The sequence below is a fragment of the Desertibaculum subflavum genome (genome assembly GCA_003576705.1).
In the GTDB taxonomy this organism is placed as follows: Bacteria; Pseudomonadota; Alphaproteobacteria; order Ferrovibrionales; family Ferrovibrionaceae; genus Desertibaculum; species Desertibaculum subflavum.
In genome coordinates, this window is sequence record QOZS01000013.1 from 1 (window position 1) to 24,047 (window position 24,047).

General features: G+C 69.2%; 28 protein-coding genes and 1 pseudogene. 12 read left to right on the forward strand and 17 right to left on the reverse strand.

Annotated elements, in window-relative coordinates; translation table 11 throughout:
• The 9 genes and pseudogenes from DT074_RS08570 to DT074_RS08610 all read right to left on the reverse strand — a co-directional run.
• Nucleotides 1-612: pseudogene (locus tag DT074_RS08570) on the reverse strand (hypothetical protein); the annotation flags it as partial.
• A complete protein-coding gene (locus DT074_RS08575; RefSeq protein WP_119419423.1) occupies nt 596-1,300 on the reverse strand; it encodes a flagellar motor protein MotB in 705 nt (234 codons plus the stop codon). The gene DT074_RS08575 and the pseudogene DT074_RS08570, both read right to left, overlap by 17 nt.
• On the reverse strand, nt 1,297-1,857 hold the full coding sequence (locus DT074_RS08580; protein WP_162914737.1) for a hypothetical protein: 561 nt from the start codon (nt 1,855-1,857) through the stop codon (nt 1,297-1,299). The genes DT074_RS08575 and DT074_RS08580 overlap by 4 nt, the downstream gene beginning before the upstream one ends.
• A 54-nt stretch (nt 1,858-1,911) precedes the next feature.
• Nucleotides 1,912-2,547 carry a protein phosphatase CheZ gene (locus DT074_RS08585; protein ID WP_119419425.1) on the reverse strand — a complete coding sequence of 212 codons (636 nt, stop codon included), beginning with the start codon at nt 2,545-2,547 and terminating at the stop codon, nt 1,912-1,914.
• A 30-nt stretch (nt 2,548-2,577) separates the two neighbouring features.
• Entirely contained in the window at nt 2,578-2,964 is a 387-nt protein-coding gene (locus DT074_RS08590; RefSeq protein WP_119419426.1) for a response regulator, read from the reverse strand.
• A gap of 97 nt (nt 2,965-3,061) precedes the next feature.
• The gene (locus DT074_RS08595; RefSeq protein WP_119419427.1) at nt 3,062-3,922 is read right to left on the reverse strand and encodes a MotE family protein; all 861 of its coding nucleotides are present in this window, start codon (nt 3,920-3,922) and stop codon (nt 3,062-3,064) included.
• Nucleotides 3,922-4,335, reverse strand: a complete 414-nt coding sequence (locus DT074_RS08600; RefSeq protein WP_119419428.1) for a DUF6468 domain-containing protein — start codon at nt 4,333-4,335, stop codon at nt 3,922-3,924. Before DT074_RS08600 ends, DT074_RS08595 begins: the two co-directional genes overlap by 1 nt.
• A 44-nt stretch (nt 4,336-4,379) precedes the next feature.
• The gene (gene fliM / locus DT074_RS08605) at nt 4,380-5,513 is read right to left on the reverse strand and encodes a flagellar motor switch protein FliM (RefSeq protein WP_119419429.1); all 1,134 of its coding nucleotides are present in this window, start codon (nt 5,511-5,513) and stop codon (nt 4,380-4,382) included.
• A gap of 4 nt (nt 5,514-5,517) precedes the next feature.
• Nucleotides 5,518-6,036 (reverse strand): flagellar basal body-associated FliL family protein, encoded by a 519-nt coding sequence (locus DT074_RS08610; RefSeq protein ID WP_119419430.1) that lies wholly within the window; start codon nt 6,034-6,036, stop codon nt 5,518-5,520.
• A gap of 260 nt (nt 6,037-6,296) precedes the next feature.
• On the opposite strand from DT074_RS08610, the gene flgF reads away from it, so the two are divergent.
• Genes flgF through flgH form a run of 4 tightly spaced genes read left to right on the forward strand, consistent with a single transcriptional unit; the run spans nt 6,297 to nt 9,338 of the window.
• Nucleotides 6,297-7,013 carry a flagellar basal-body rod protein FlgF gene (gene flgF / locus DT074_RS08615; protein WP_119419431.1) on the forward strand — a complete coding sequence of 239 codons (717 nt, stop codon included), beginning with the start codon at nt 6,297-6,299 and terminating at the stop codon, nt 7,011-7,013.
• Between the two features lie 43 nt (nt 7,014-7,056).
• Nucleotides 7,057-7,842 (forward strand): flagellar basal-body rod protein FlgG, encoded by a 786-nt coding sequence (gene flgG, locus DT074_RS08620; RefSeq protein ID WP_119419432.1) that lies wholly within the window; start codon nt 7,057-7,059, stop codon nt 7,840-7,842.
• 7 nt (nt 7,843-7,849) lie between these two features.
• Nucleotides 7,850-8,557, forward strand: a complete 708-nt coding sequence (gene flgA, locus DT074_RS08625; protein WP_119419433.1) for a flagellar basal body P-ring formation chaperone FlgA — start codon at nt 7,850-7,852, stop codon at nt 8,555-8,557.
• Nucleotides 8,558-8,582: 25 nt separating this feature from the next.
• Nucleotides 8,583-9,338 (forward strand): flagellar basal body L-ring protein FlgH, encoded by a 756-nt coding sequence (flgH, locus tag DT074_RS08630; RefSeq protein ID WP_119419434.1) that lies wholly within the window; start codon nt 8,583-8,585, stop codon nt 9,336-9,338.
• 96 nt (nt 9,339-9,434) lie between these two features.
• Here the strand turns inward: flgH and DT074_RS08635 are convergent, their stop codons facing one another.
• From DT074_RS08635 to DT074_RS28680, 4 genes are all read right to left on the reverse strand, one after another.
• Nucleotides 9,435-9,650, reverse strand: a complete 216-nt coding sequence (locus DT074_RS08635) for a hypothetical protein (RefSeq protein ID WP_119419435.1) — start codon at nt 9,648-9,650, stop codon at nt 9,435-9,437.
• Nucleotides 9,651-9,729: 79 nt separating this feature from the next.
• Nucleotides 9,730-9,936 (reverse strand): hypothetical protein, encoded by a 207-nt coding sequence (locus tag DT074_RS08640; RefSeq protein WP_119419436.1) that lies wholly within the window; start codon nt 9,934-9,936, stop codon nt 9,730-9,732.
• A gap of 111 nt (nt 9,937-10,047) precedes the next feature.
• Nucleotides 10,048-11,244 (reverse strand): CaiB/BaiF CoA transferase family protein, encoded by a 1,197-nt coding sequence (locus tag DT074_RS08645; RefSeq protein ID WP_119419437.1) that lies wholly within the window; start codon nt 11,242-11,244, stop codon nt 10,048-10,050.
• The gene (locus DT074_RS28680; protein ID WP_119419438.1) at nt 11,241-12,185 is read right to left on the reverse strand and encodes a glycine reductase; all 945 of its coding nucleotides are present in this window, start codon (nt 12,183-12,185) and stop codon (nt 11,241-11,243) included. Before DT074_RS28680 ends, DT074_RS08645 begins: the two co-directional genes overlap by 4 nt.
• A gap of 103 nt (nt 12,186-12,288) precedes the next feature.
• On the opposite strand from DT074_RS28680, the gene DT074_RS08655 reads away from it, so the two are divergent.
• Nucleotides 12,289-13,716, forward strand: coding sequence for an adenylate/guanylate cyclase domain-containing protein (locus DT074_RS08655; RefSeq protein WP_119419535.1), 1,428 nt, complete (start codon nt 12,289-12,291; stop codon nt 13,714-13,716).
• Between the two features lie 86 nt (nt 13,717-13,802).
• Here DT074_RS08655 and dksA read toward each other — a convergent pair whose 3' ends face one another.
• Together dksA and DT074_RS08665 are read right to left on the reverse strand one after the other, a co-directional pair.
• A complete protein-coding gene (dksA, locus tag DT074_RS08660; protein WP_119419439.1) occupies nt 13,803-14,219 on the reverse strand; it encodes an RNA polymerase-binding protein DksA in 417 nt (138 codons plus the stop codon).
• A gap of 154 nt (nt 14,220-14,373) precedes the next feature.
• Nucleotides 14,374-14,787, reverse strand: coding sequence for a flagellar assembly protein FliX (locus DT074_RS08665; protein ID WP_119419440.1), 414 nt, complete (start codon nt 14,785-14,787; stop codon nt 14,374-14,376).
• A gap of 210 nt (nt 14,788-14,997) precedes the next feature.
• Between DT074_RS08665 and DT074_RS08670 the strand changes: the two genes are divergently transcribed.
• The 5 genes from DT074_RS08670 to DT074_RS08690 are packed head-to-tail and all read left to right on the forward strand — an operon-like array spanning nt 14,998 to nt 19,508.
• Nucleotides 14,998-16,308 carry a flagellar basal body P-ring protein FlgI gene (locus tag DT074_RS08670; protein ID WP_368744549.1) on the forward strand — a complete coding sequence of 437 codons (1,311 nt, stop codon included), beginning with the start codon at nt 14,998-15,000 and terminating at the stop codon, nt 16,306-16,308.
• Between the two features lies 1 nt (nt 16,309).
• The gene (locus DT074_RS08675; RefSeq protein WP_119419441.1) at nt 16,310-16,624 is read left to right on the forward strand and encodes a rod-binding protein; all 315 of its coding nucleotides are present in this window, start codon (nt 16,310-16,312) and stop codon (nt 16,622-16,624) included.
• Nucleotides 16,625-16,656: 32 nt separating this feature from the next.
• Nucleotides 16,657-17,085 (forward strand): hypothetical protein, encoded by a 429-nt coding sequence (locus DT074_RS08680; RefSeq protein WP_119419442.1) that lies wholly within the window; start codon nt 16,657-16,659, stop codon nt 17,083-17,085.
• 3 nt (nt 17,086-17,088) lie between these two features.
• Complete coding sequence (flgK, locus tag DT074_RS08685) at nt 17,089-18,498, forward strand: flagellar hook-associated protein FlgK (RefSeq protein WP_119419443.1); 1,410 nt, start codon at nt 17,089-17,091, stop codon at nt 18,496-18,498.
• A gap of 17 nt (nt 18,499-18,515) precedes the next feature.
• On the forward strand, nt 18,516-19,508 hold the full coding sequence (locus DT074_RS08690; RefSeq protein WP_119419444.1) for a flagellin: 993 nt from the start codon (nt 18,516-18,518) through the stop codon (nt 19,506-19,508).
• Here DT074_RS08690 and DT074_RS08695 read toward each other — a convergent pair.
• Together DT074_RS08695 and DT074_RS08700 are read right to left on the reverse strand one after the other, a co-directional pair.
• A complete protein-coding gene (locus tag DT074_RS08695) occupies nt 19,483-20,157 on the reverse strand; it encodes an aspartate/glutamate racemase family protein (protein WP_119419445.1) in 675 nt (224 codons plus the stop codon). The two genes, DT074_RS08690 and DT074_RS08695, sit on opposite strands and share 26 nt — an antisense overlap.
• Nucleotides 20,158-20,159: 2 nt before the next feature.
• On the reverse strand, nt 20,160-20,816 hold the full coding sequence (locus DT074_RS08700; protein WP_368744550.1) for a pyridoxamine 5'-phosphate oxidase family protein: 657 nt from the start codon (nt 20,814-20,816) through the stop codon (nt 20,160-20,162).
• A 75-nt stretch (nt 20,817-20,891) separates the two neighbouring features.
• On the opposite strand from DT074_RS08700, the gene DT074_RS08705 reads away from it, so the two are divergent.
• Both DT074_RS08705 and pdeM read left to right on the forward strand, forming a co-directional pair.
• Entirely contained in the window at nt 20,892-23,342 is a 2,451-nt protein-coding gene (locus DT074_RS08705) for a ligase-associated DNA damage response DEXH box helicase (protein ID WP_119419447.1), read from the forward strand.
• 3 nt (nt 23,343-23,345) lie between these two features.
• Nucleotides 23,346-24,029, forward strand: a complete 684-nt coding sequence (gene pdeM / locus DT074_RS08710) for a ligase-associated DNA damage response endonuclease PdeM (RefSeq protein WP_119419448.1) — start codon at nt 23,346-23,348, stop codon at nt 24,027-24,029.
• The last annotated feature ends 18 nt before the right edge of the window (nt 24,030-24,047 follow it).

Below are 24,047 nucleotides of genomic sequence, written 5' to 3' on the forward strand. Positions count from 1 at the left end.
GACCGCGCGCTCGGCCGTGCGCACGGGTGCCGGCCGCGCCGGCACGATCGGGGTCGGGGCGGAAGGCGGCGGCGCGGCCGCGGGCCGGGTTCCGGCCGGCGGGGATTTCGGTGCGGGCTGAACGGGCGCCGGCGGCGGTGCCACAGCCTTCTCGGTTGCCGGCTTCTCGGGCGCGGGCTTCTCGGTCGCCGGCTTCGCCGCGGGCGGCTTCCCGGTCGCGGATTTCTTCGGCGGCGCCGGCTCGTCGGCGGGCAGGAAGTCCACCGCCACCTTGGTGCCGTCGCGCAGGACGCGATGGCTGGCCGCCGGATCCAGCGCGACCCGGACGGCACGATCGGAGACCACCTCGATGCCGCGGATCGGATCGAGGGTACGCCCCTTGAGCTGGCTGCGGTCGAATCTCGCGTCGGTATCGAAGGTGATCAGTGCACCGCCATCCTCGGCCTTCACCTCGACCTCGACGGCGCGGGTCCAATCGAAAACGAGGCGGCTGAAGGTCGGATGCTGGCCGCCACGGATCGCGACCAGCGGCGCGTCGGCGGCGAGCGCCGGCAGCGCGACCAGGCCGACGACGGCGACCAGGAAGATCAGATGCTCAGCGAGACGGCGCATCGGCGACGGCCTCCCGGACCACGATGTCGATTCTGGCCGAGCGGCGGCGCCGCTCGGCCTCGTCCAGATCCGCCGGCAGCGGCGCCAGGCGGCTTTCGCCATGCCCGAACACGGCGATCGGCTTGTCATAGCCGGCGGCGCGCAGGGCGCCTGCGAGCGCCACGGCACGGGCCAGCGAGACTTCCCAGCTGGCGGGCGCGCCATCGGGCCCGACCACCGATGCGGAATGCCCGTGCACCTCGATCCCGTTGGCGATCGGCATCAGCGCCTGGGCCAGCGCGGCGGCGGCGACATCGAGCTCGGCCGGCATCGTCTCCGCCTCGGCGGCGAGACCGGCGAGACGCACCACCACGGCATCGGGCAAGGGTTCGACCGTCACCATGAGCCGGTTGCCCGCCGCCTGCAGCTTGGTGGCCAGCAGGCCTTCGAGATAGCCGGTATCCAGGCCCGCACGCTGTTCGATGGTGCCGACGCCGTCGCGGCCCCACAGCGCCTTGAGCTCGCGCGCGCGCTCCGGGTTGAGCCGCTCGACCACCGAGCCGGCCACCGTGCGCCAGGCATCGGTGTTGATGCCGTAGGAGGCGAACAGCAGCACGAAGAACACCGAGATGAGCGACATCAGGTCGACCATCGTCACGATCCACAGCGTGCGCTGCACGCTTCGCCCGGCCGGCATGGCGCTGATCATCGCGCGCCCTCCGCCCGGCGCAGATAGAAGGAGAGCCGCACCCGATCGGGCGCCGCCGTCTCGATGCCGACCGCGATGCGGCGCGCCGGCGCGCCGCGACGGATCAGCTCGCGCGCCAGAGCCCCGGCCCGTTCGGGGACCAGCGGACGGCTCGCATCCTCCGGCGTCGCGAAGACGGCTTCGAGCTCGACGACGCGGCCATCGACCGGCTCGGCGATCGGCGCGGCCAGTGCCTCGATCAGGGCGGCGCCGGCCGCGGAGACGCGCGCCGAGCCGCGCTCGAACAGCCGGGCGGTCGGCAGCGCGACGGTGAGATTCGGTCCGTCACCGAGGCCGACCACCAGGACCTCGCCGGTATGCGGCGCCAGGCGCTGGCGCAGGTCGGCGGCCAGCGCCGCCTTGCCGTCGGTAACGGAGTCCGGCCCCGGCACGAAGCCTTCCGGACGCGCACCGCCGGCGCCGAAGGTCAGCGCCCGCTGCTGCGACAGCGCCACCAGCATGATGAAGAAGCAGAGCAGGATGAGGAACAGCGCCAGCAGCTGCGAGGCGTAGGCCATGTGCCGGTCCGCGGACCGGCTCGCGCCGGCATGCCGGACCGGTACGATCATGGCTCAGTCGAAGCTCGCCAGCAGGGCGTCGATCTCGGCCTGGGAGTTGCCCTGCCCGTCGAGCTGCGGCCCGTGCAGCAGCTTGGCATCCGGATCGCCCTCGTCTTCCTCGACGGCAGGGGCCGGCGGCGGGGCCGCGCCATCGGCGATGTGCGCCAGCGCGCCGATGCGCTCCTCGATATGGCGGATCGCCTTGATCACCTTGGAGATGCGCTGGCCGGTGATGTCCTGGAAGCTCGACGCTTCGTAGATGTTGGTGGCGATGTCGCGCAGAATGTCGCCGGTCGCCGCTTCCAGCTTCTCGGCGAGATCGGTGAGCTGCTCGGCGGCGCCGAGGAAGGTGCCGGCGGCCTGCTCGGTCGCCGCCACCACGGCGTCGAGCTCGTCCTTGGCCTGCGGCAGGCGCGAACGGATGTCGTCGGAACGGATCGCCGCCACTTCGCGGCGGGTATCCTCGATGAACCTGGCGAGCTCGGCGAGCTCGCGCCGCATCCCCAGCTCGCTTCCGGATAGATCGCCCTCGAGCGTGGCCACGACCTGTTCGGTCGCCGCCACGAGCTCCGCCATCGGGACCGTGTCGCCCATCTCCCCGCGCAACGCGTCGAGCCGGCTTACCAGCACCTGTGCCACCTCGGCCATCGTTGTCTCCCCGTCGCCCCGAAGGGCGGCTTAGAACTCGCCGATGACGCTCGACATCTTCTTCTTCAGGGTGTCGGCGTTGAACGGTTTCACGATGTAGTTGTTGACGCCGGCCTGCTTGGCGGCGACGACGTTCTCGGTCTTGCTCTCGGCGGTGACCATGATGAACGGCATGTCCTTCAGCCGCTCGTCGGCGCGCACTTCCTTGAGCAGCTGGAGGCCGGTCATCGGCTCCATGTTCCAATCCGAGATCACCAGGCCGTATTTGCCGGCACGCAGCTTCTCCAGCGCGGTGCTGCCGTCGGTCGCGAAATCGACGTTGTTGAAGCCAAGCTGCTTCAGCAGGTTGGTCACGATCCGGATCATCGTCTGGTAGTCGTCGACGACCAGGATGGACATTGCCTTATCGACCGCCATTTCCTACTCCACTCCGTCTCGCCCGGCCCGTCCGGCCATACTTCGTATGTGTACCCGCGAGGCTGTTACCTCGTGGTTAACTGGCGCCGCAAAGATCTCAGCCGGGCTTGCCTTTCGGCAGGATCGCCTCGGCTTTGGGCGCGGGCGCCGGCTTCGACGCCGCCTCCTCAGCCTTCGGCGCCGGGTCGCCCGGGTTGCGCCGGCCGGCCAGCTCGACCGTCATCGCCCGCGCCTTCTGCGGGTTCATCTGCGCCAGGATCGGCCCGAGCTTCGCCTCCTTCATGCGCTCGGCCACGTCGAGCAACACCGGCATGTCGAGCTCCTGGAAGATCCGCGCCGCATCGGCCGGCTTCATGCTCTCGTAGACCTTGACCAGGCCGCGCAGCCGCTTCTCCTCCTCCTCCTCGCGCTTGTCGGCGAGGACGGTGAGCTTGGCCTCGAGCGCCTTGAGCTCGTTGATGCGGCCTTCGATCCGCTTCTCGGCGGCGGCGAGCAGCGCCTCGCGGGCCACAATCCCCTGCTCGCGCTGCTCCAGCTCCTCGCGTCGGCGCGACAGGCTCTGCAGCACCTCGACCTCGGCCGCGGAAAAGCCCTGATCGCGCGGCAGAACGTTCGCGGTGGTCCTGGGCTCGGGCGTCTTCGGCGGCTCGGGCGTCGCCGACCGGACGGTGGCCGGCGGCTTCGGGGTTTCGGCATGCTTCGGTTCCGGCGCTTTCGCTTCGGCCGGCTTCGCCGCCTCGGCGGCGGGCTTGCCGGGCACCAGAGGCGTCGGCGCGCCCGCGGCCGGCTTGGCCGAGGGCTGGGCAGCGGTCGGGGCCGGGGTCTGGGCGCCGGCAACCGGTGCGCCGAGGAAGCGCCCGCCCTGCCAGAGATCGACCGTCTTCAGGCCGGCCAGCGCGGCAACGCCGATCAACGTCACCGGCAGCAGCCGGATGCGCGAACGCAACGTGCCCAACATCACTTCACCCGGCGCAGCACGCGGGCGAGATCGCGCTCGGCCTCGGTGCGGAGCTCGACCGGTTGAATGGCCGGCTGGGCGGCGGCCGGCTGCGTCGCACGCCGGGCCGAGCCGATGCCGTCCTCCAGCTTGTCGGCGAGGCGGTTGCCGGATTCGAGCATCAGCTGCAGATCGTCGGCCAGCACGCGCGCACCGCCCATCTTGTCGTCGAGCGCGGCGCCGATGCCTTCGCTCGTGGTCTTGAGGTCGGTGATCGCGGCGGCGGCGCGCGTGGTCGCGCGGTCCAGCTCGCCGATCAGCTTGCCCATCTCGGCGCGGGCATCGCGCAGCTCGCCGAGCCGGGCGTTGAGGCGCCAGCAGAACACGATGGTGGCGATCAGCAGCAGCGTCACCATGCCTTCGAGCAGCAACATCCAGTTCACGTCGGCACCCCGCTCATGGCAAAATCGGTTCGGGCTCAGCCCTGGCTCTGGCCCGGGCTCTGGTTCTGGCTCTGGGCGCCGGGCCCGCGCAGCACGCGGTCGACGCGCACGGCGACGCGGCCGCCGGCACGTCCCATGCGCCCGGTGACGATGTCGACCTCGCCACAGCGCAGCATGATCGAGCTGTCGGGCGCGGAGTTCAGCATGATGGTGGTGCCGACTTCGAGCGCCATGACCTCGGAGAGCATCATCACCTGCTCGTCCAGCACCGCCTCGATCTCCACCTCGGTGGCCCAGAGCTGGGTGGCGAGATGGTTCTCCCAGATCGAGTCACGACCGAACTTCTCGCCCATGAACATCTGCAGCAAGAGCTCGCGCACCGGCTCCAGGGTCGCATAGGGCAGCAGGATCTCGAGCTTGCCGCCACGATCCTCCATGTCGATGCGCAGCCGCACCATGATGGCGGCATTGGCGGAACGGGCGATGGTGGCGAAGCGCGGATTGGTCTCGATGCGGTCGTACAGGAACTGCACGGGCGAGAGCGGCTCGAAGGCGGATGACATGTCGGTCAGCACGACCGCGACCATCCGCTCGACCAGGTTGCGCTCGATCGTGGTGTAGGGCCGGCCCTCGATGCGCATCGCGGCGGTGCCGCGGCGGCCGCCCAGCAGCACGTCGACGATCGAGTAGATCAGCGACGAATCGACCATCACCAGGCCGTAATTGTCCCATTCCTCGGCGCGGAAGACCGAGATGATGGCCGGCAGCGGGATCGAGTTCAGGTAGTCGCCGAAGCGGATCGAGGTGATCGAATCGAGCGAGACTTCGACGTTGTCGGAGGTGAAGTTGCGCAGCGACGTCGTGAGCAGCCGCACCAGGCGGTCGAACACGATGTCGAGCATCGGCAGGCGCTCGTAGGAGACGAGCGCGCTGTTGATGATGGCGCGGATGCCGGAGCGGTCCTTGTCGCCGTCGCCGTCATTCTCGAAGCCGAGCAGACTGTCGATTTCGTCCTGGTTCAGGATGCGGGTCGACTTGCCGGGCGCCGCGGGCGCGCCGCCGGCATCATCGCCTTCGGCGCCGCCGTCTTCGGCGCCGCCGGCATCTTCCTTCTCCATCATCGCCGCCCATTCGGCGGCGGCTGCTTCGTCGTCGGTCGGTTCGGCCATGGGGTTACTGCTGCACCAGCATTTCCTTGAACAGCACGTCGTTCACCTTGATCGGCTGCACCGCATGGCTGACGCGGAGCAGGAGCTCTTCCTTGATGCGGTAGAGCCCGGCGGAGCCGGCAAGGTCGTCGGCGCGCAGCTCGCGGAGATAGACCTGGAAGTTGTCGATCACGCGGGGCATCAGCGCCTCGACCTTCTTCGGCGCCTCGATCTCCTCGAATTCCAGCGCGACCTTGAGCTTGAGATAGCTGGCCCGCCCGGTGCCGCCGGTATTCAGGTTCACCAGCATGTCGGGCAGGTCCAGGAACACGGTGTGCTTGGGCGGGGCTTCCTCAGCCGCGTGATCGTCCGACTTGTTGAACACGAAGAACCAGGCGCCGGCGCCGCCGATCAGCATCAGCAGCAGCGGCAGGACCACCAGTATGACGATCTTGCGCAAGCCGAAGCCTGCCTTGGGCACCGGCTGCGCCTGGCCATCGGCGCCTTCGATCTCGGCGTCCTGATCCTTGTCCTTCGCGGCCATCGGCGCCCTTGCATCCCCGAACGGAACTCGAGCCCAAACGGGCTCTTCGGTCCGGCGAAGGTGCGGCGTCCCTGGTTAAGATCCCATGAAAGCAAAGGTGTTTTCGGCAAATTTTGCCGGGCAGCGACTGCAGCCGGGACACCTCGAGCCGCGCTGACGATCGCGCCAAGCCCATGCGCCGAAACGGCTTTCGGTGTTGGCATGTTCCCTGCTGATCGGAAGCGCGACGCAGAACGCTGACCACACCGGACCCGAGGCTCATGGAAAACGCAGGTTACATCGGGCTCTCCTACCAGATGGCCCTGCACCGCCAGCTGGCGGTGATCGCCAACAACATCGCCAACTCGAATTCGACCGCCTTCAAGTCGGAGCGGCCGCTGTTCGAGACCGTGCCGGTGCGCCAGCAGGGCCGGCTGTACGAATTCGTGCAGGACAACGGCATCGTGCGCTCGCTCAATACCGGCCGACTGCGCGAGACCGCCAATCCGCTCGACATCGCCATCAACGGCAAGGGCTTCCTGACCGTCGAGACCCCGGCCGGCACCCGCTTTACCCGCAACGGCAGCCTGCGCCTCTCCGAGGACGGCCGGCTGGTCACCGCCGATGGTTACTCGGTCCTTAACGAGCAGGGCCAGCCGATCAACCTGAATCCGGCCGACGGCAAGCCGCTGATCGCCGAGGACGGCACCGTCTCCACCCCGGCGGGCGCGGCCGGCCGGCTGCGCGTGGTGCAGTTCGACAACGAGCAGCAGATGCGCAAGGTGTCGACCGCCCTCTACGCCACCGACGAGGAGCCGCAGCCGGCGCCCGCGGTGCAGATCCGCCAGGGCATGATCGAGGATTCCAATGTCGAGCCGGTGCTGGAGATGAGCGAGATGATCGAGGTCTCGCGCAGCTACCAGGCCGCGCAGCGCCTGATCGAGACCGAGCACGAACGCGAGCGCAAGGCGATCGAGCGCCTGGCGCGCGCCGCCTGACCCTATCGCAGTCCCTTCACTTTCAGACGGACGTTAGACCGCCATGCGCTCCCTCAACATCGCCGCCACGGGCATGCTGGCCCAGCAGACCAACGTGGAAGTCATTTCCAACAACATCGCCAACCTGAACACCACCGGGTTCAAGCGGCAGCGCGCCGAGTTCCAGGACCTGCTGTACCAGAACATGCGCCGCATCGGCGCCTCGTCCTCCGATGCCGGCACCATCGTGCCGACCGGCATCCAGATCGGCCTGGGCGTCAAGACCGGCGCGGTCTACCGCATCTCCGAGCAGGGCAACCTGCAGCTGACCGACAACACCTACGACATCGCCGTGTCCGGCACCGGCTATCTGCGCGTGCTGCTGCCGACCGGCGAGACCGCCTATACCCGCGCCGGGTCGTTCCAGCTTTCCCCCACCGGGCAGATGGTGACGCAGGAGGGCTACGAGGTGCAGCCCGGCATCACCATCCCGCAGGATGCGATCGGCGTGACCATCGACGCGACCGGCCAGGTGCAGGTGAAGATCGCCGGCCAGGTGGCGCCGACCAATGTCGGCCAGCTCGACCTGGCCATCTTCTTCAACGATGCCGGCCTCGAGGCGCTCGGCGGCAATCTCTACATGGAGACGCCGTCCTCCGGCGCGGCCCAAGTCGGCACGCCGGGCTCGGCCGGCTTCGGCAGCATCAAGCAGGGCTATCTCGAGACCTCGAACGTGAATCCGGTTTCGGAGATCACCAACCTGATCACCGCTCAGCGCGCCTACGAGATGAACTCCAAGGTCATCACGGCCTCGGACGAGATGCTGAGCCAGATCTCGCAGATGCGGTGAGGCAATCATGCAGATGATCCACTTCCTCCGCCCGATCGTCTTCCTCAGCGTCCTGCTGCTGGCCGCGCCCGGGGTGCAGGCCGAGACCGCGGACGAGCGCGCGGTGGCGCGCGAGCTGGCCAAGGCGCTGACCCGCGCCACCGGCGAGCTCGGCAACGTCACCCTGGCGAGCGCGGTGCCGGCGCTGGCCGGACCCAAGGCGGAGCTCGCGGTCAGCGAGGTCGATTTCGACCCGCGCTCGCGCCGCTTCACCGCCATGGTGGCGAGCGGCGGCGAAAAGATGCAGGTGGCCGGCCGCTTCGTCGTCGTGCAGCGCGTGCCCGTGCTGCGCCAGCGCGTCGCTTCCGGCGACGAGATCCGCGCCGCCGACGTGCAGTGGATCGAGATGGAAACCGCCCGCATGTCCGGCGACATCATCGACAGCGCCGGCGACGTGGTCGGCATGGCGGCGAAGCGCGACCTGATGGCGGGGCAGCCGATCCGCGGCCGCGACCTGACCCGGCCGGTCATGGTCGCCAAGGGCGCCATGGTCACCATGGTCTTCCGGTCGCAGTTCATGAGCCTGACCGCCACCGGCCGCGCCATCGAAGGCGGCGGCCGCGGCGACGTGATCCAGGTGATGAACCTGCAGAGCAAGAAGACCGTCTACGCCACCGTCACCGGCCCGAACCAGGCGATCGTCGGCGCCGGTGGCGCTCCGGTCGCATCCAATTGATTTCCTCCTGCGAGGACTTTTCCCGATGACCAGTTCCCGCCGCGCCCTCGCCACCCTCGCCGTGGCCGGCCTCGCCGCATCGCTCTCGGCCTGCAGCTTCGGCCAGCGCATCGCCAATGTCGGCACCGAGCCGAAGATGTCGCCGATCGAGGACCCGACCGAGCGGCGCAACTACCAGCCCGTCTCGCTGCCGATGCCGCGGCCCGATGTGGCGATCCGCCAGGCGAACAGCCTGTGGCGGCCCGGCGCGCGACAGTTCTTCAAGGACCAGCGCGCCGCCCGCATCGGCGACATCCTGACGGTCAACGTCAAGATCGCCGACAAGGCCAAGGTCAACAACACGACGACGCGCAGCCGCGACAATTCGGAAGGCGCGTCGATCCCGAACTTCCTCGGCTTCGAGACCAGCAAGATCCCGAAATGGTTCCCCGGCATCGACGTGGAGAACGCCGTCGGCGTGTCCTCCACCTCGGGCTCGACCGGCGTCGGCAAGGTGACACGCGACGAGACCATCGACCTCAAGGTCGCGGCAGTCATCACCCAGGTCCTGCCGAACGGCAACCTCGTCATCACCGGCAGCCAGGAGGTGCGGGTGAATTTCGAGGTGCGCCAGCTCTCGATCACCGGCGTGGTGCGGCCGGAGGACATCACGGCGACGAATTCGATCAACCACACCCAGATCGCCGAGGCCCGCATCGCCTATGGCGGCCGCGGCCACCTGACCGACGTGCAGCAGCCGCGCTACGGCCAGCAGATCTTCGACATCATCTTCCCGTTCTGAGCGGGAGCCGGGCTTAGGTCGGGGACGAGACGAAGGCGGCCGGTCGCTGGCATCAGCGGCCGGCCGTCGTCACGACGGGCCCTCGGCCCATCCGCGCTAGATGCCCAGTTCGCGGCGTTCCGGCACGACGACGGGCACGCCGTCCGGCTGAAATCTCGAATCCAGGGAATTGACGGTCGCGAGCGGCCGCGTCTGCGTCACCGACGCAGAGACGATGACGGCTCTCTCGCCCGGGCGCTCGCCGAAGCCGGCGTGACCGGTTGCCAGAAGAGCAAGGCCGCAGGCCGCCAAGAAGAGATCGCGCGCTGGCATGCGACCGTAACGCGCAGTCGGCCGGCGGGTTCCGGCAGCTTCGGGATTTCGACCGGCTCCGCCTGTCCCTGGCGGTCGATCAGTGCAGCAGGGCGGAGCGGTCGAGACGGTCGGCCCCGTCGACGGTGCGCAGAGCGCGAACGACCCGGCGCCAGAAGGCGGCTTCGGCGGTCTGGCCCTGCACCCGGCAGACATCGACTTCGAGCTGGGCCCGGGCCGTCGCCGCGGCGCCGTGCTCCATCAGCATCTCGTTCGCGTGGTCCAGCACGTCTTCGTGGCTACGCATGATCGGGAACCTCGAACTGAACGATGGCGTCAGGTTGCGGCGGAAACCGCGCGCGGGAAATTGCGCAGGTGGCCTATTCCGTTCGTCTAGTGGACCGTTTCGGCCGGGGCGTCAAATGGCGCCCGCCTCGCGCAAGCCGGCGATTTCCGGCGCCGAATAGCCCGCTTCGCCCAGCACCTCGGCGGTGTGCTGGCCGAGCCCGGGCGGCGGACGGTCGACCCCGCCGCCGCCATGGGCGAGCCGGAAGCCGGAGCCGGCCAGCGTCACCGGGCCCCATTCCGTGTTAACCGTCTGCAGCAGGTCGCGTCCCGCCACCTGCGGGTGGCGCACGATCTCCGGGATGGACCAGACGCGGGCCGAGGGGCAGTCCGCGCCCTTCAGCCGCTCCGCCCAGGTCTCGGCATCGGCGCTGGCCAGCGCGGCCTCGATCAGCGCGTGCAGCGCCGGGCCGTTGGCGATGCGCGAAGGCCAGTCGGCGAAGCGCGGATCCTGGAGCAGGTCGGCGCGGCCGATCGCGTGCATCAGGCTCGCGAACTGCTTCTCGGTCAGCACCGCGAGGACGAGATAGCCGTTGCCGCCGGTGCGGTAGAGATCGGCGGTCGGCTTGCGCGTCACCGAGAGATTGGCCGCCTGGCCGTGCACCCGGCCGGTCACCATATGCTCGGTCACCTGCTGGCCGAGGAAGCTCAGCATCGCCTCCAGCATGGCGACGTCGATCAGCTGACCCTTGCCGGTATGGGTGCGCTGGAACAGCGCGCTGGCGACGCCGAACGCTGCCGTCGCGCCCGCCGTCACGTCGCAGCCGGCGAAGCCGACCCGGGTCGGCCCCATCTCCGGATGGCCGGTGATCGACATCAGGCCCGACATCGCCTGGATCATGCCGTCGAAGGCGGCGCGGCCGCGCTCCGGCCCGGTCTGGCCGAAGCCGGAGACGGCGCAGTAGATCAGGCGGGGGTTGATCTCCGACAGTGCCTGGTAGCCGATGCCGAGCCCGTCCATCACGCCGGGCCGGAAGTTCTCCATCACCACATCGGCCTTGGTCACGAGGCGACGGACCACCTCGATCGCCTTCGGATTCTTCAGGTCGAGCGTCAGGCTGCGCTTGTTGGCGTTGACCGCCATGAAGCCGGGCGGCAGGCCGCGGCCCTCCCATTCCGCGCTGCCGCCGCCGCGCCGGGCGTCGTCGCCGCCCTTCGCCTCGACCTTGATCACGTCGGCGCCGAGCAGCGCGAGCTGGTAGCTGGCGAACGGGCCGGCCAGGACGCGGGTGAAGTCGAGGATGCGGACGCCCGCGAACGGCTTGGTCATTCCGCCGGCTGCGCCGCCACGCCGCTATCGATCCGCACCTTCTTCGCCACTTCCTTGCCCTTGTCGAATTCGGCGCGGCGCCGGGCGACTTCCTCCGGGCTCATGCGGGCGAGATTGTTGTAGTCGAGCTTCCAATCGGCATCGGCCGACCAGCGGATCGGCGACTGCACCGTGGTGCGCGGGCCGGGCGCCGTCTCCAAGGTGCGCAGCGCCAGTTCCAGCGTCTGCCGCTGGCTCGCCGGATCCTTCGGCTTGCCCGCGCTGTTGCCGAGCGGGAAGTCGCTGAACATGAAGCGCGGCACGCCGGCGAATTCGACGATGTCCTTGGCGCAGCCCATGATCACCGTCGGGATGCCGTTCGCCTCGAGATATCTTCCGACCAGACTCACGGTCTGGTGACAGACGGGTCAGGTGGGCACCAGGATCGCCGCGTCGATGGCGTCCTGGCGACAACGCCCGAGTATCTCGGGCGCATCCACGTCGAGCGTGGTGCGGTGGCTGCGGTTGGTCGGCGCGCCATGGAAGCGCGGGCTGAGCTCGAAGCGGCCTTCCTGCGCCAGCTGCCGCATCAGCGGCAGCGGGAACCAGGTATTGCTGTCCTCGGCGCTGGTGTGCTTGCGGTCGTAGCCGATATGGCTGATGCGCAGGTCGTGGTCGACCGCGCTGTCGCCGGAATAGACCTTGAAGAACTTGGCGGCCGAGTTGTACGGCGCGCCCGGCCCCTGGTCGCCCTTCTCCGGCTGATAGGGCGCCGCGGTGGTGATGAGCCCCAGCCGGGACTGCGCCAGCGGCTTCTTCAGCGGCGTGAACGGCACATCGACATACTGCGCCCAGCGATAGGGATTGTCGTAGCCCAGCGCCAGATAGTAGTCGCGCGTGCGCTGCATGTACTGGATCGGCACGTCATGCGGCGCCGCGAAGCCGAACTCATCCTGCTGCATATGGCGTTCCGTTCCCGCAACCGGTCATTCTGACGCGTACCGTATGATCCCCCCACCTCGCTTGGCAACCGTCCGGGCGCGGCGGCAGACCCAGGAGTTCGGCATGGCTCGACCCGAGAGCGACGGGACCCGGAGGCGGCCGCCCCGCCGCGACGGCGCCTGGCCCGCGGCCCTGCCGGCCCGGGTCGAACGCGCCATCCTGGCCCAGCAGGACCATAGCGAGCGGATCATCGGCTGGATCCATGCCGCGATCGTCACCCTGTTCGGCGTCCTCTACGCCCTGTCCCGCCCGGCCGAGGGGCGCGCGGTCGACCCGATGCCGTGGATGGTCCAGGACCCCGCGCTGATGCCGGCAGCGGATGCGATAGCCCGGCTTCTCACCAACCCGGTGCCCTGGGTGCTGATGCTCTATTCCCTGGCCACGGCCATCCGGCTCGTCTGGTCGTATCGGGCAAGGCTGCCGCCCTGGTCGCTCGTCGTCTCCATCGTCATCGACATGACGCTGCTGATGGCCCTGATCTGGAGCTTTCACGTCCAATACGACCAGCCGCCTGCCTTCTATCTCAAGGCGCCGACGCTGCTCTATGTCTTCATCTTCATTGCGCTGCGGACACTGCGCTACGAGGAGCGCTATGTGCTGATCGCCGGCGTCGTGGCTGCGGCGGGATGGCTGGTCCTGGTCGGCTATGCAGCGGCCTTCGATGCGAGCGGCGTGCCGACGACCCGGAACTACGTCGAATACATGACCAGCGCGCGCATCCTTTGGGGCGCCGAGATCGACAAGATCGTCACCATCCTGGTGGTCAGCGCCTTGCTCGGCCTTGCCATGCACAATGGCCGCAAGCTGCTGGTGCGGGCGATCGCCGAGGGCGAGGCGGCGCGGGACCTGAAGCGCTTCTTCTCGGACGATGTCGCCCGGCAGATCACCGGCGCCGACGAGCCGATCAAGCCGGGCGAAGGGCGGATCTGCGACGTCGCCGTATTGTTCATCGATCTGCGCGACTTCACGCGGCTGTCGCGCGACCTGCCGCCCGAGCAGACCGTCGCGCTGCTGGCCGATTATCAGGCGCGGCTGGTGCCCGTGGTCCGCGCACATGGCGGCTCGATCGACAAGTTCCTGGGCGACGGCATCTTGGCGAGCTTCGGCTGTGCGCGGCCTTCGCCGACCTACGCCGCCGATGCGCTGGCGGCGCTCGACGCCGTGATGGCGGAGGCGGCGCGCTGGAGCGACGAGCGACGGTCGGCCGGATTGCAGAGCATCAGGGTCGGCGCCGCCGTGGCCGCGGGCAGCGTGCTGTTCGGGGCGGTCGGCGACGACAACCGTCTCGAGTACACGATCATCGGCGATGCGGTGAACCTGGCGGCGAAGCTGGAGAAGCACACCAAGGTCGAGGGCGTGCGGGCATTGACCGACGCGGCGACCTACGAGCTGGCGCGGCGACAGGGTTATGCGGAAACCAAGCCGGCGCTGCCCGCAGCACGGCCCGTCATCGGGGTGGCGGAGCCGGTCCGGCTCGTCGTGCTGGCCTGATCCGGCACTGTTGTCACCGCCAAAAAGCGGAACGGCGCGACGCCCGGGCGTCGCGCCGCTTCGAATTCAACGTCCGTGGGACGGCTTCAATCGTCGCGATAGGTGCGCTCGCGCCGCTCGTGGCGCTCCTGCGCCTCGATCGACAGGGTGGCGATCGGCCGCGCCTCCAGGCGCTTCAGGCCGATCGGGTCGCCGGTCTCCTCGCAGAAGCCGTAGGAGCCGTCCTCGATCCGCTTCAGCGCGGCGTCGATCTTGGCGATCAGCTTGCGCTGACGGTCGCGGGCGCGCAGCTCCAGCGCCCGGTCGGTCTCGCTCGACGCGCGGTCGGCGATATCGGGCTCCTGCGCGGTGTCCTCCTGCAGGTGCTGCAGGGTCACGTTGGACTCGCGAACGATCTCTTCCTTCCAGCGCAACAGCTTGCGGCGGAAATATTCGAGCTGACGCGCGCTCATGAACGGCTCGGTCTCGGTCGGGCGATAGTTCTTCGGCAGCTGAATCCCCATCCCTCACTCCTCATCCACCACTCGCCGCCACCCCGTCCCGGATAACCCCTTGAATCGGGTCGGGTTTGCGGGGCGCGGAATATAGGCAGCACCACATGGCGCGGCAATATCGGTTCGATGACGCTGGGATGACGGCCGGGCGCTGCAGGCAATGTCAGAGGCCGAGCTTGGCAAGCTCCACCTCCGCGCGCAGTTCGATCTCCGCCAGCACCTCGGCCAGTCTCGGGTCGTCAATGGCCGGACGGCCCTCGCGCGCCAGCCGGGCCAGCTGCTGCAGGCCCTCGCGCGAGATCTGTCCGGTCAGCAGGCCAATTCTGATTTCTTCAAGCCGATCAAGAAGATCGTTGCCGCGGCGCACGGCGCGCTTGCGTCCGCTGCCGGCCTGGTCGACCTCCTGCAGGGCGAGCAGGGCATCGACCGCGCTGGCCGGCGCGGCGCCGCCGCTGCCCGGCGCCGCCGGGGTTTCCGAGGCCAGCGCCGAGGTGAAGCTGCCGTCGCCCGACCGCCCGCGCCGGGCGGGGCCGCGCGTCTGTACCTGGTTCGGACCCGCAGGGCCGGTGATCTTCATACGGCGGCTCTTCTAGTGCTGCCCAAGGCGTTGCTCAAGCGGAATGGCGGCAGGTTTTGCCGGCCTCCGGCTTCCTTTGCCCGGCCCGGTCGGACAGCACTTTCATACGACATTGAAATTAATGGGAGATTTCTACGGACAGCGATGGCACGGATCTCGCTAGCAGGAAACCCGACAGAACGCCCTCGGATTCAGCACAGAACGCGCCCGATGCTCTCCTTCCTGCCCCGACTGCTCCTTGCGACGGTCCTTGCCCTGGCCTCCGGGCCGGCCTGGTCGGCCTATCGAATCAAGGACATCGCCGATTTCGAGGGGGTCCGCGACAACCTCCTGGTCGGCTATGGCCTGGTGGTCGGCCTGAACGGGTCGGGCGATTCGCTGCGCAACTCGCCGTTCACCAAGCAGAGCCTGGAGGCGATGCTGGAGCGGATGGGCGTCAATATCCGCGACAACAACGCCAAGACCGACAACATCGCCGCCGTGATGGTGACCGCCGCCCTGCCCGGCTTCTCCCGCCAGGGCACGCGGATCGACGTGACGGTCGGCGCCATCGGCGATGCCAAGAGCCTGCAGGGCGGCACCCTGTTGGTCACCCCTCTGATGGGCGCCGACGGCGAAGTCTATGCCGTTGCCCAGGGATCGATCGCGATCGGCGGCTTCAAGGCACAAGGCGCGGCGACTTCGATCGTCCGCGGCGTGCCGACCTCCGGCAAGATCGCCAACGGGGCGATCGTCGAGCGCGAGGTCGGCTTCGAGCTGGCCAGCATGCCGTCGGTCCGCATCGCGCTGCGCAATCCCGACGTCACCACCGCCCGCCGGGTCGCCTGGGCGATCAACCGGCATCTCGGCCTGGGCGCAGCGCGCCTCAGCGATCCCGCCACCGTCACTGTGGTGGTGCCGGAGAAGTACAAGGACAATGTCGTCGAGCTGATCGCCGATATCGAGCAGCTGCAGGTCGAGCCCGACCAGACCGCCCGCGTGGTCATCGACGAGAACAACGGCATCATCGTGATCGGCAACGAGGTCCGCATCTCGACCGTCGCCGTGGCGCAGGGCAACCTCACCGTGAAGATCACCGAGACGCCGCAGGTGTCGCAGCCCGGCCCCTTCGCGCCCGGCCCCGGCGTGGTGCCCGGCATTCCCGGCGCCCAGGGCACCGGCGCCTCGACCGGCAACGTGCCGGTACCGCGCCTCGACGCCCAGGGCCGTCCGGTGCTGGACGCCGGCGGCAATCCGGTCTTCGACCTGGTGCCGCAGGCGATCCCCGGCACCGGCACGCCCAACATCCAGCCGACCCCCGGCCAGATCGGCGGCGGCGCACAGACCGTGGTGGTACCGCGCACCGACGTCCAGGTCGACGACCAATCCGACCGCCGCCTCGGCGTGCTGAAGTCGGGCGTGACGCTCGGCGAGCTGGTCAACGGCCTGAACAGCCTCGGCATCGGCCCGCGCGACATGATCTCCATCCTGCAGGCGGTCAAGGCGGCGGGCGCGCTGCAGGCCGACATCGTGACGCGCTGACATGACCGACGCCGTCTCCTCCCGCCCCGACGCGCTGCTCGGCCTCGGCCCGCAGGCGCCTTCGCCGAAGCAGGGCGCCGAAGCGCGCGCCCGCGAGGCCGCGCAGCAATTCGAGACCATGTTCATCACCCAGATGCTGGAGCAAATGTCGACCGGCCTGAAGGCGGACCCGAATTTCGGCGGCGGCCCGGCCGAGGGCATCCACCGCTCCATGCTGAACGAGGAATACGCCAAGCAGATCGCCAGGCGCGGCGGCATCGGCGTCGCCGACGCGATCTATCGCGAGATGCTGCGCATGCAGGAGGTCAAGCCGTGAGCGCGAACCCGGCCCCGACAGCAGCTCAGTCCATGAGCGTCGCCGACAAGTTCCTGGCCGCAGCGGCCGAGCTGGTGCCGGCGCTGGAAGCGGAGACCGAGGCGCTGCGCGCCTTCGATCTGGCGCGCCTGCCGGTCTGCCTGGTCGCGAAGGAGAAGGCTGCCAACGTCTATGCCGAGCAGGTCGCGGCCGTGCGCGCCGAAATGGCCAAGGGCACGCTGCCCCCGCAGGCTCGCGAGCGGCTGAAGGTGGTGGTCAGCCGGATCGACATGGCCGGCGCCCGCAACGCCATCGCGCTGCAGGCGGCGACGGCCGCGCATCGCAAGGTGATCGACGTGATCGCCCGCGCGGCGGAGCGGCGCTCCGGCCGCGTCGCCGCCTATAGCAACAGCGGCCGCATGGCCGAGGCGCCACGCGGCGCCCGTCCGGCGACTTCGCTGATGCAGAGCCAGGTGGCCTGAGCCATGTCGCTGAATATCGGCATCCTCAACGCCGTCACGGGACTGCGCGCCTCGCAGACGGCGCTGGTCACCATCTCGACCAATATCGCCAACGCGAATACCGAGGGCTATTCGCGCAAGACCATCCAGTTCCAGAGCATGGAGCTCGGCGGGCTGGGCGCCGGCGTCAGCATCGCCGACGTGCGCCGCGAAAGCTCCGAGGTGCTGGTGCGCGATTCGCTCGCCGCCGGCTCGGGCCTGGAGCAGCGCCGCACTATGGAAGCGATGCTCGGGCGCATCGAGACGCTGTTCGGCGGCGTCAACGACGACGACAGCATCGGCGCCACCATCGGCCGGTTCCGCGATGCCATGCAGAAGCTGGCCGAACAGCCGGAGAATACCGGCCTGCAGATGGCCACCGTGCAGCGGGCAACCGAGGTCGCCACGCTGTTCAACACGCTCGCCCGGCACATTCAGGCGCAGCGGCTCGACGCCGAGCGCGGCGTCGATGCCGGCGTCCAGTCGATCAACACCGAGATCGCCAATATCGACGAGCTGAATCGGAAGATCGCCCAGCTGCGCGCCATCGGTCAGCCGATCGGCGACCTGGAGGACAAGCGCGACCTGGCGGTCAAGCGCATCTCCGAAGAGGTCAACATCCAATCCTATACCCGCGAAGACGGGTTCATGGTGATCGCCACCGGCAACGGCCGCGTGCTGGTCGATTCGAGCGGCACTTATCCGCTGGATTTCAGTCCAGCGTCCTTCGTCGGCCCGTCGAGCCCGTTCGACACCATCGATGTCGGCGGCTTCGACATCACCGGCGAGATCCGCACCGGCCGCATGGCCGCCTATATCGAGATGCGCGACACCGTGCTGCCGGCGCTGTACAACGAGCTGAACCAGCTCGCCCAGAGCTTGCGCACCAACGTGACGGCGACCGGGCTCGCCACCACCGACAGCGCGGTCGATCCGGGCGTCGACACCAACCTGCTCTTCGTCGCCACTTCCGCGACCGATTTCGTCGGCACCTTGCAGGTGCATCCCGACCTGCTGGCCGACCCGGCCCTGCTCGCCGGCACGCCGACCATCGACCTCGACATCAGCCGCGACCTCGCCGACGCCCTGACCAACACGGGCTATACCTTCGCCGCGGTGGCGAACGGCCTGCCGGCGCTGACCAAGAGCTTCGAGACCTATGCCCAGTCGATCCTGGGCGACATCGCCAATCGCCGCGCCAGCGCCAAGGCCGATTTCGACTACCAGGAGACCTTTGCCCAGGCGATCAACGCCAAGCTGAGCGCCGTCGCCGAAGTGAATATCGACGAGGAGCTGGCGCAGCTCCTGGTGTTCCAGAAGTCCTATGCCGCCGCCGGCCGGGTGATCCAGACCACGAACGAGATGTTCGACACCCTGCTCAGCGTGATCACCTAGTGACGAGGGCCTGAACCATGAGCTCGCGCGTCGGATCCGCCACCCAGCAGGCCTTGCTCCTCGCCCGCATCCAGGAGGTGCAGGCCCGCCTGACCACGTCGCAGGGGCAGCTCTCCGACGGATTGAGGACCGACAAGTTCTCCGGCCTCGGCGTCAACACGACCAAGTTCCTCGATCTGACCCTGGACCTGGAGAAGACCGACACCTATCTCGACAACATCCGCGTCGCCAAGGACCGCATCAAGCTGACCGACCAGCTGCTGGGCGGCATCAACGACGTGACGCGCGACCTCTACGGAGTCACGCTGGCGACCCCCGCCGACTATGCCGGCCTCGCCGTCTCGGCGCGCGGCAACCTGATCTCGTTCGCCGCGCTCGCCAACGAGAAGGACGGCACCCGGTCGCTGATGGGCGGCACCAACGTTTCGGGACCGGCCGTGGTGATCTACGAGCCCGGCACCGGCCCGGTGGCCGACGGCGTAACGGTATTCGGCTCCACTGCCGCCGGCGCGACCAATACCGGCTATCGCTATCAGATCCTCGCCACCGGCACGGATACCGATACGGCGATCCAGCTCGACGAAAGCTCGCGCGTGCAGACCCAGGTCAATCTCAATCCAGCGGCGCCGGCGACGCAGAATGCCTTCACCATGGCACTCGACGCGCTGGTCAACCTGGCGGACTTCACGTCGGCGGCGAATCCGAACCCGACCGATGCCGAGATCGTAACGGCCCGCGACAGCCTGCGCGTCGCGCTCAACGGCTCCACCACCATCACCGGCATGGATGCGCTGCGCACCCAGGCCAGCGCCCGCGCGACCACGGTCGACGCGATCGAGAGCAACCACAACAACTTCAAGAAATACGTCGAGGACAGCCTGACCTCGATCCAGGGCATCGACACCGCCGAGATCGCGGCGCAGATCACCCTCGACCAGACCCGGCTCCAGGCCTCCTACTCGGCCCTCGCCCGCCTCAACCAGCTCACCCTGCTCGACTACCTGCGCTGATCGCACGGGCAAGCCCGGCGGCGCGGTCGAAGCCGAGCGTCGTGCTGGTCAGTACCGGCACGGCGAGATCGGCGAGCCGCTCGGCCGCCGGGGCCATCGAGGCCTGGGCCAGCACCACCACTTCCGCATCGCCGAGCGCCGCGCGCACCGCGTGCTCGATCGCGGCGGCATAGCCCGCCGCGTCGCCGGCGCGGAACAGGTCGAAAGCGCCGGCGGCGAGCTGCAGCCGGCATGAGACCTCGCGGCCAGACGATGCCGCCACCTCCTCGAACAAATCGCGCGTCGGCCGGAGCGTGCTCTCGACCGTCGCCACGATCAGGATGCGCCGCGCCGCCGCGACGGCCGCCTCGGCCATGACGCGGTCGACGCGCAGCACCGGCACGCCGAGGCCCCTGCCCGCCGCCTCCGCCGCGGCGCCGATGGTCGAGCAGGTGCAGAGCACCGCATCGGCATCCTGCGCCGCCGCGCGCACCGCGGCGCCGATGCGTGCCGCGAGCGCGGGCGAGATGCCGCCTTCGGCCAGCGCATCGGCGAGCAGGCCGGCTTCCACTTTGTGCCGCGTCGCCAGGCCCGGCGCGCGCTCGCGCGCCAGCCCCTCGAAAGTCGGCACGTGGGCGTCGGCGGTGTGCAGGAAGGCGAGGCGGGCCAAGGTCAGTACATGCCGGTCTTGTAGTTCTCCTCCAGCCGCTGCTCGGCCGCCGGCACGTCGAAGCCGCCGCCGACCTGGTCGGAGATCATGCGCGCCAAGGTCGGCAGCGCGCTGCGCGGCTGCTTGTAGTCGTCCAGCCACAGCTTGGAACGGCGCAGCGCCTTGGCGCAGTGGAGCATGGTCTCCTCCACCTCGACCACCAGCGCGGATTTCGGTGTCTTGCCCTGCACCACCATGCGGCCGAGCAGCGCCGGATCGGTCGAGACCCGGGCCTTGCCGTTGATGCGCAAGGTCTCGTCGATGCCCGGGATCATGAAGAACAGGCCGACCGCCGGGTTCTCCAGGATGTTGGAGAAGGAATCCATCCGGTTGTTGCCGGGCCGGTCGGGGATGGCGATGGTCTTGCGGTCGAGGACCAGGACGAAGCCCGGCGCGTCGCCGCGCGGGCTGACATCGCCGGCGCCGTCCTTGCGCGAGGTGCCGAGGCAGAGGAAGGGCGACAGCGCGATGAAGGCGGCGCAGTGCTTGTCCACATGGTCGATGCACTTGCGCTCCGCCAGCGGCGACGGCTTGCCGTACAGCGAGCGCAGGCTCGCCTCGCCATCGATCCCTGTACTGGCGATCTCGGTCGCGACTGAGGGTTCGTCCATACGGTCCATTACCCCTACTCCAGAACTGGTTGCGTCGACCCGGAAGCCATTTCAGCATTCCCCGCGGCCGGGTACAAATCGGGAATGTCTCTGCTTGCGCCCAAGCTGCCGGAATCGCCGCTGCCGGACTCGCCGCTGCCCGAGCCCTTCGCCGGCTGGTTCGCCGGGCGCGGCTGGCATCCGCATGCGCATCAGGTCGAGCTGCTGGCCGCCGCCGAGGCCGGTCACTCCGCCCTGCTGGTGGCGCCGACCGGCGGCGGCAAGACGCTCGCCGGATTCCTGCCCTCCCTGGTCGACCTGACCCGCAGCCCCCGCGCCGACAAGCGCAGCCTGCACACGCTCTACATCTCGCCGCTCAAAGCGCTGACCGTCGACGTGCACCGGAACCTGGAAGTGCCGGTCGGCGACATGCGGCTGCCCATCGAGATCGAGACACGCACCGGCGACACGCCGGAGAACCGCCGCGTGCGGCAAAGGGTGCGGCCGCCCGACATCCTGCTGACCACGCCGGAGCAGATCGCGCTCCTCACCGCGCATCGCGACGCGCCGATCCTGTTCGGCCAGCTCCGCTACATCATCGTCGACGAGGTGCATGCACTGGCCGGTGGCAAGCGCGGCGACCTGCTGGCACTCGGCCTCGCCCGCATCGCCGGCCTCGCCCAGCAGCCAAGGCGCATCGGCCTGTCGGCGACCGTCGCCGACCCCGAAACGCTCGGCCGCTGGCTCGCGCCGCTCGCCCCGCCGAGGCTGGTGCGCGGCGCACCGGGACCCAAGCCCGCCGTGCGCATCCTCGCCTCCAAGCAATACATCCCCTGGGCCGGGCACACGGCGCGCTATGCCTACCCGGAGATCCTGCAGGCGGTGCGCGAGGCGAAAACGGCGCTGATCTTCGTCAACACGCGAAGCCAGGCCGAGCTTATCTTTCAGGAGCTCTGGCGCATCAACGACGACAACCTGCCGATCGCGCTGCATCACGGCTCGCTCGAGGTCGGCCAGCGCCGCAAGGTCGAGGCGGCGATGGCGCGCGGCGACCTACGCGCCGTGGTCTGCACCTCGACGCTCGATCTCGGCATCGACTGGGGTGCCGTCGACCTGGTCATCCAGATCGGCGCGCCGAAGGGGGTGAGCCGCCTGCTGCAGCGGATCGGGCGGTCAAACCACCGCTTCGATGCGCCGTCGCGCGCGCTGCTGGTGCCGTCCAACCGGTTCGAGGTGCTGGAATGCCGCGCCGCCATCGCGGCCATCGCCGAGAACGACCTGGACGGCGACCGCGCCCGGCCCGGCGCCCGCGACGTGCTGGCGCAGCACATCCTGGGCGTCGCCTGCGCCAGTGGCTTCGACGCCGCCGAGCTGCACGCCGAAGTCGCCAGCACCTTGCCCTACAGCGATCTCGACCGCGCGGAGTTCGACCGCATCGTCGATCTGGTCGCCACCGGCGGCTATGCGCTGCGTGCCTATGACCGCTATCGCCGCATCCGCCAAGGCCCGGACGGCAAGTGGCGCGTGGTGCATCCGGACGTCGCCCGTCTCTACCGGCTGAACGTCGGCACCATCGTCGAGGAGCCGATGATCCGGGTCCGCCTCGGCAACCGCGTGCTGGGCGAAGTGGAGGAATACTTCATCGAGCAGCTGGTGCCGGGCGACACTTTCGTCTTCGCCGGCGAGGTGTTGCGCTTCGAGGGCCTGCGCGACATGGCGGCCTTCGTCACCCGCGCGCCCGGCGCCGACGCCAAGGTGCCGGCCTATGCCGGCGGCAAGTTCCCGCTCTCCACCCTGCTCGCCGCCCGGGTGCGCCGGCAGATCGCCGACGCCGCCAGGCGCAAGACCAGCCGCGACCAGGTCGACGAATGGCTGCAGATCCAGGCCTGGCGCTCGGTGCTGCCGGAGCCGGACCAGCTGCTGGTGGAGACCTTCCCGCGCGGCAACAGGTGGTATCTCGTCGCCTATCCTTTCGAGGGCCGGCTCGCGCACCAGACGCTCGGCATGCTGCTGACCCGGCGGATGGAGCGCATGCGGTTCCGCCCGACCGGCTTCGTCGCCAGCGAATACGCGCTGGCCGTCTGGGGCCTGCACCGGGCGGAGCGGATCGATGCGCTGTTCGCCGAGGACATGCTGGGCGACGACCTGGAAGGCTGGCTCGCCGAATCGAGCCTCTTGAAGCGCACCTTCCGCCACTGCGCCATCATCGCCGGCCTGATCGAGCGCCGGCATCCGGGCCTCGAGAAGAGCGGACGGCAGGTGACGTTCTCGTCCGACCTGATCTATGACGTGCTGCGCAAGCACGAGCCGGATCACGTGCTTCTGAAGGCAACCTGGGCCGATGCGGCACATGGCCTGTTGGACGTGCGCCGCGTCGCCGACATGCTGGTGCGGGTGCAGGGCCGGATCGTGCACCGCGCGCTCGACCGCATCTCGCCGCTTGCCGTGCCGGTGATGCTGGAGATCGGCAAGGAGCCGGTCTGGGGCGAGGCGCAGGACGCGATGCTGGCCGAGGCGGCCGACGTGCTGATCGAGGAAGCGACGAGGTTGGTGTAGCGCATGATGGTCAATGGGGCGCGGCTGGTGCCGGATCCGTCTGGGGCGTTGTGGTGGCCGGGCGAGAAGACGCTCGTGGTGGCGGATCTGCATTTCGAGAAGGGCTCCTCCTTCGCGACGCGCGGGCGCAACTTCCTGCCGCCCTACGACACCCGCGCGACGGTGGAGGCGCTCGCCCGCCTGGTGCGGCACTACACGCCGAAGCGGCTGATCGCGCTCGGCGACAGCTTCCACGACGACGGCGCCGCCGGCCGCCTCCACATAGACGACGTCGCGCGGCTGAAGCGCGTGGCCGAGCAGACCGAACTCGTCTGGATCGCCGGCAACCACGATCCCGTCCCGCCGGACGGCCTCGGCGGCCGCGTCGAGGAAGAAGTCGTGATCGGCCCGCTCCGCTTCCGCCACATCCCCGAGGGGCGCGAGGCCGGCGAGGTGGCGGGCCACCTGCATCCCAAGGCAACCGTGGTGGTGCGCGGCCACGGGCTGACCCGGCGCTGCTTCGTGACCGACGGCGTGAAGCTGGTGCTGCCCGCCTTCGGCGCCTATGCCGGCGGCCTGGATGTGCGCGACCCGGCCTTCCTGCCGCTGTTCCGCCGCCGCTTCACCGCCTGGATGCTGGGCGATGCCCGCGTCTTCCCGGTGCCCGCCGCCCGGCTCGGCGCCGCAGAGAGCGAGGCGACGGCCTGACGCGAGATGAAATCAGAT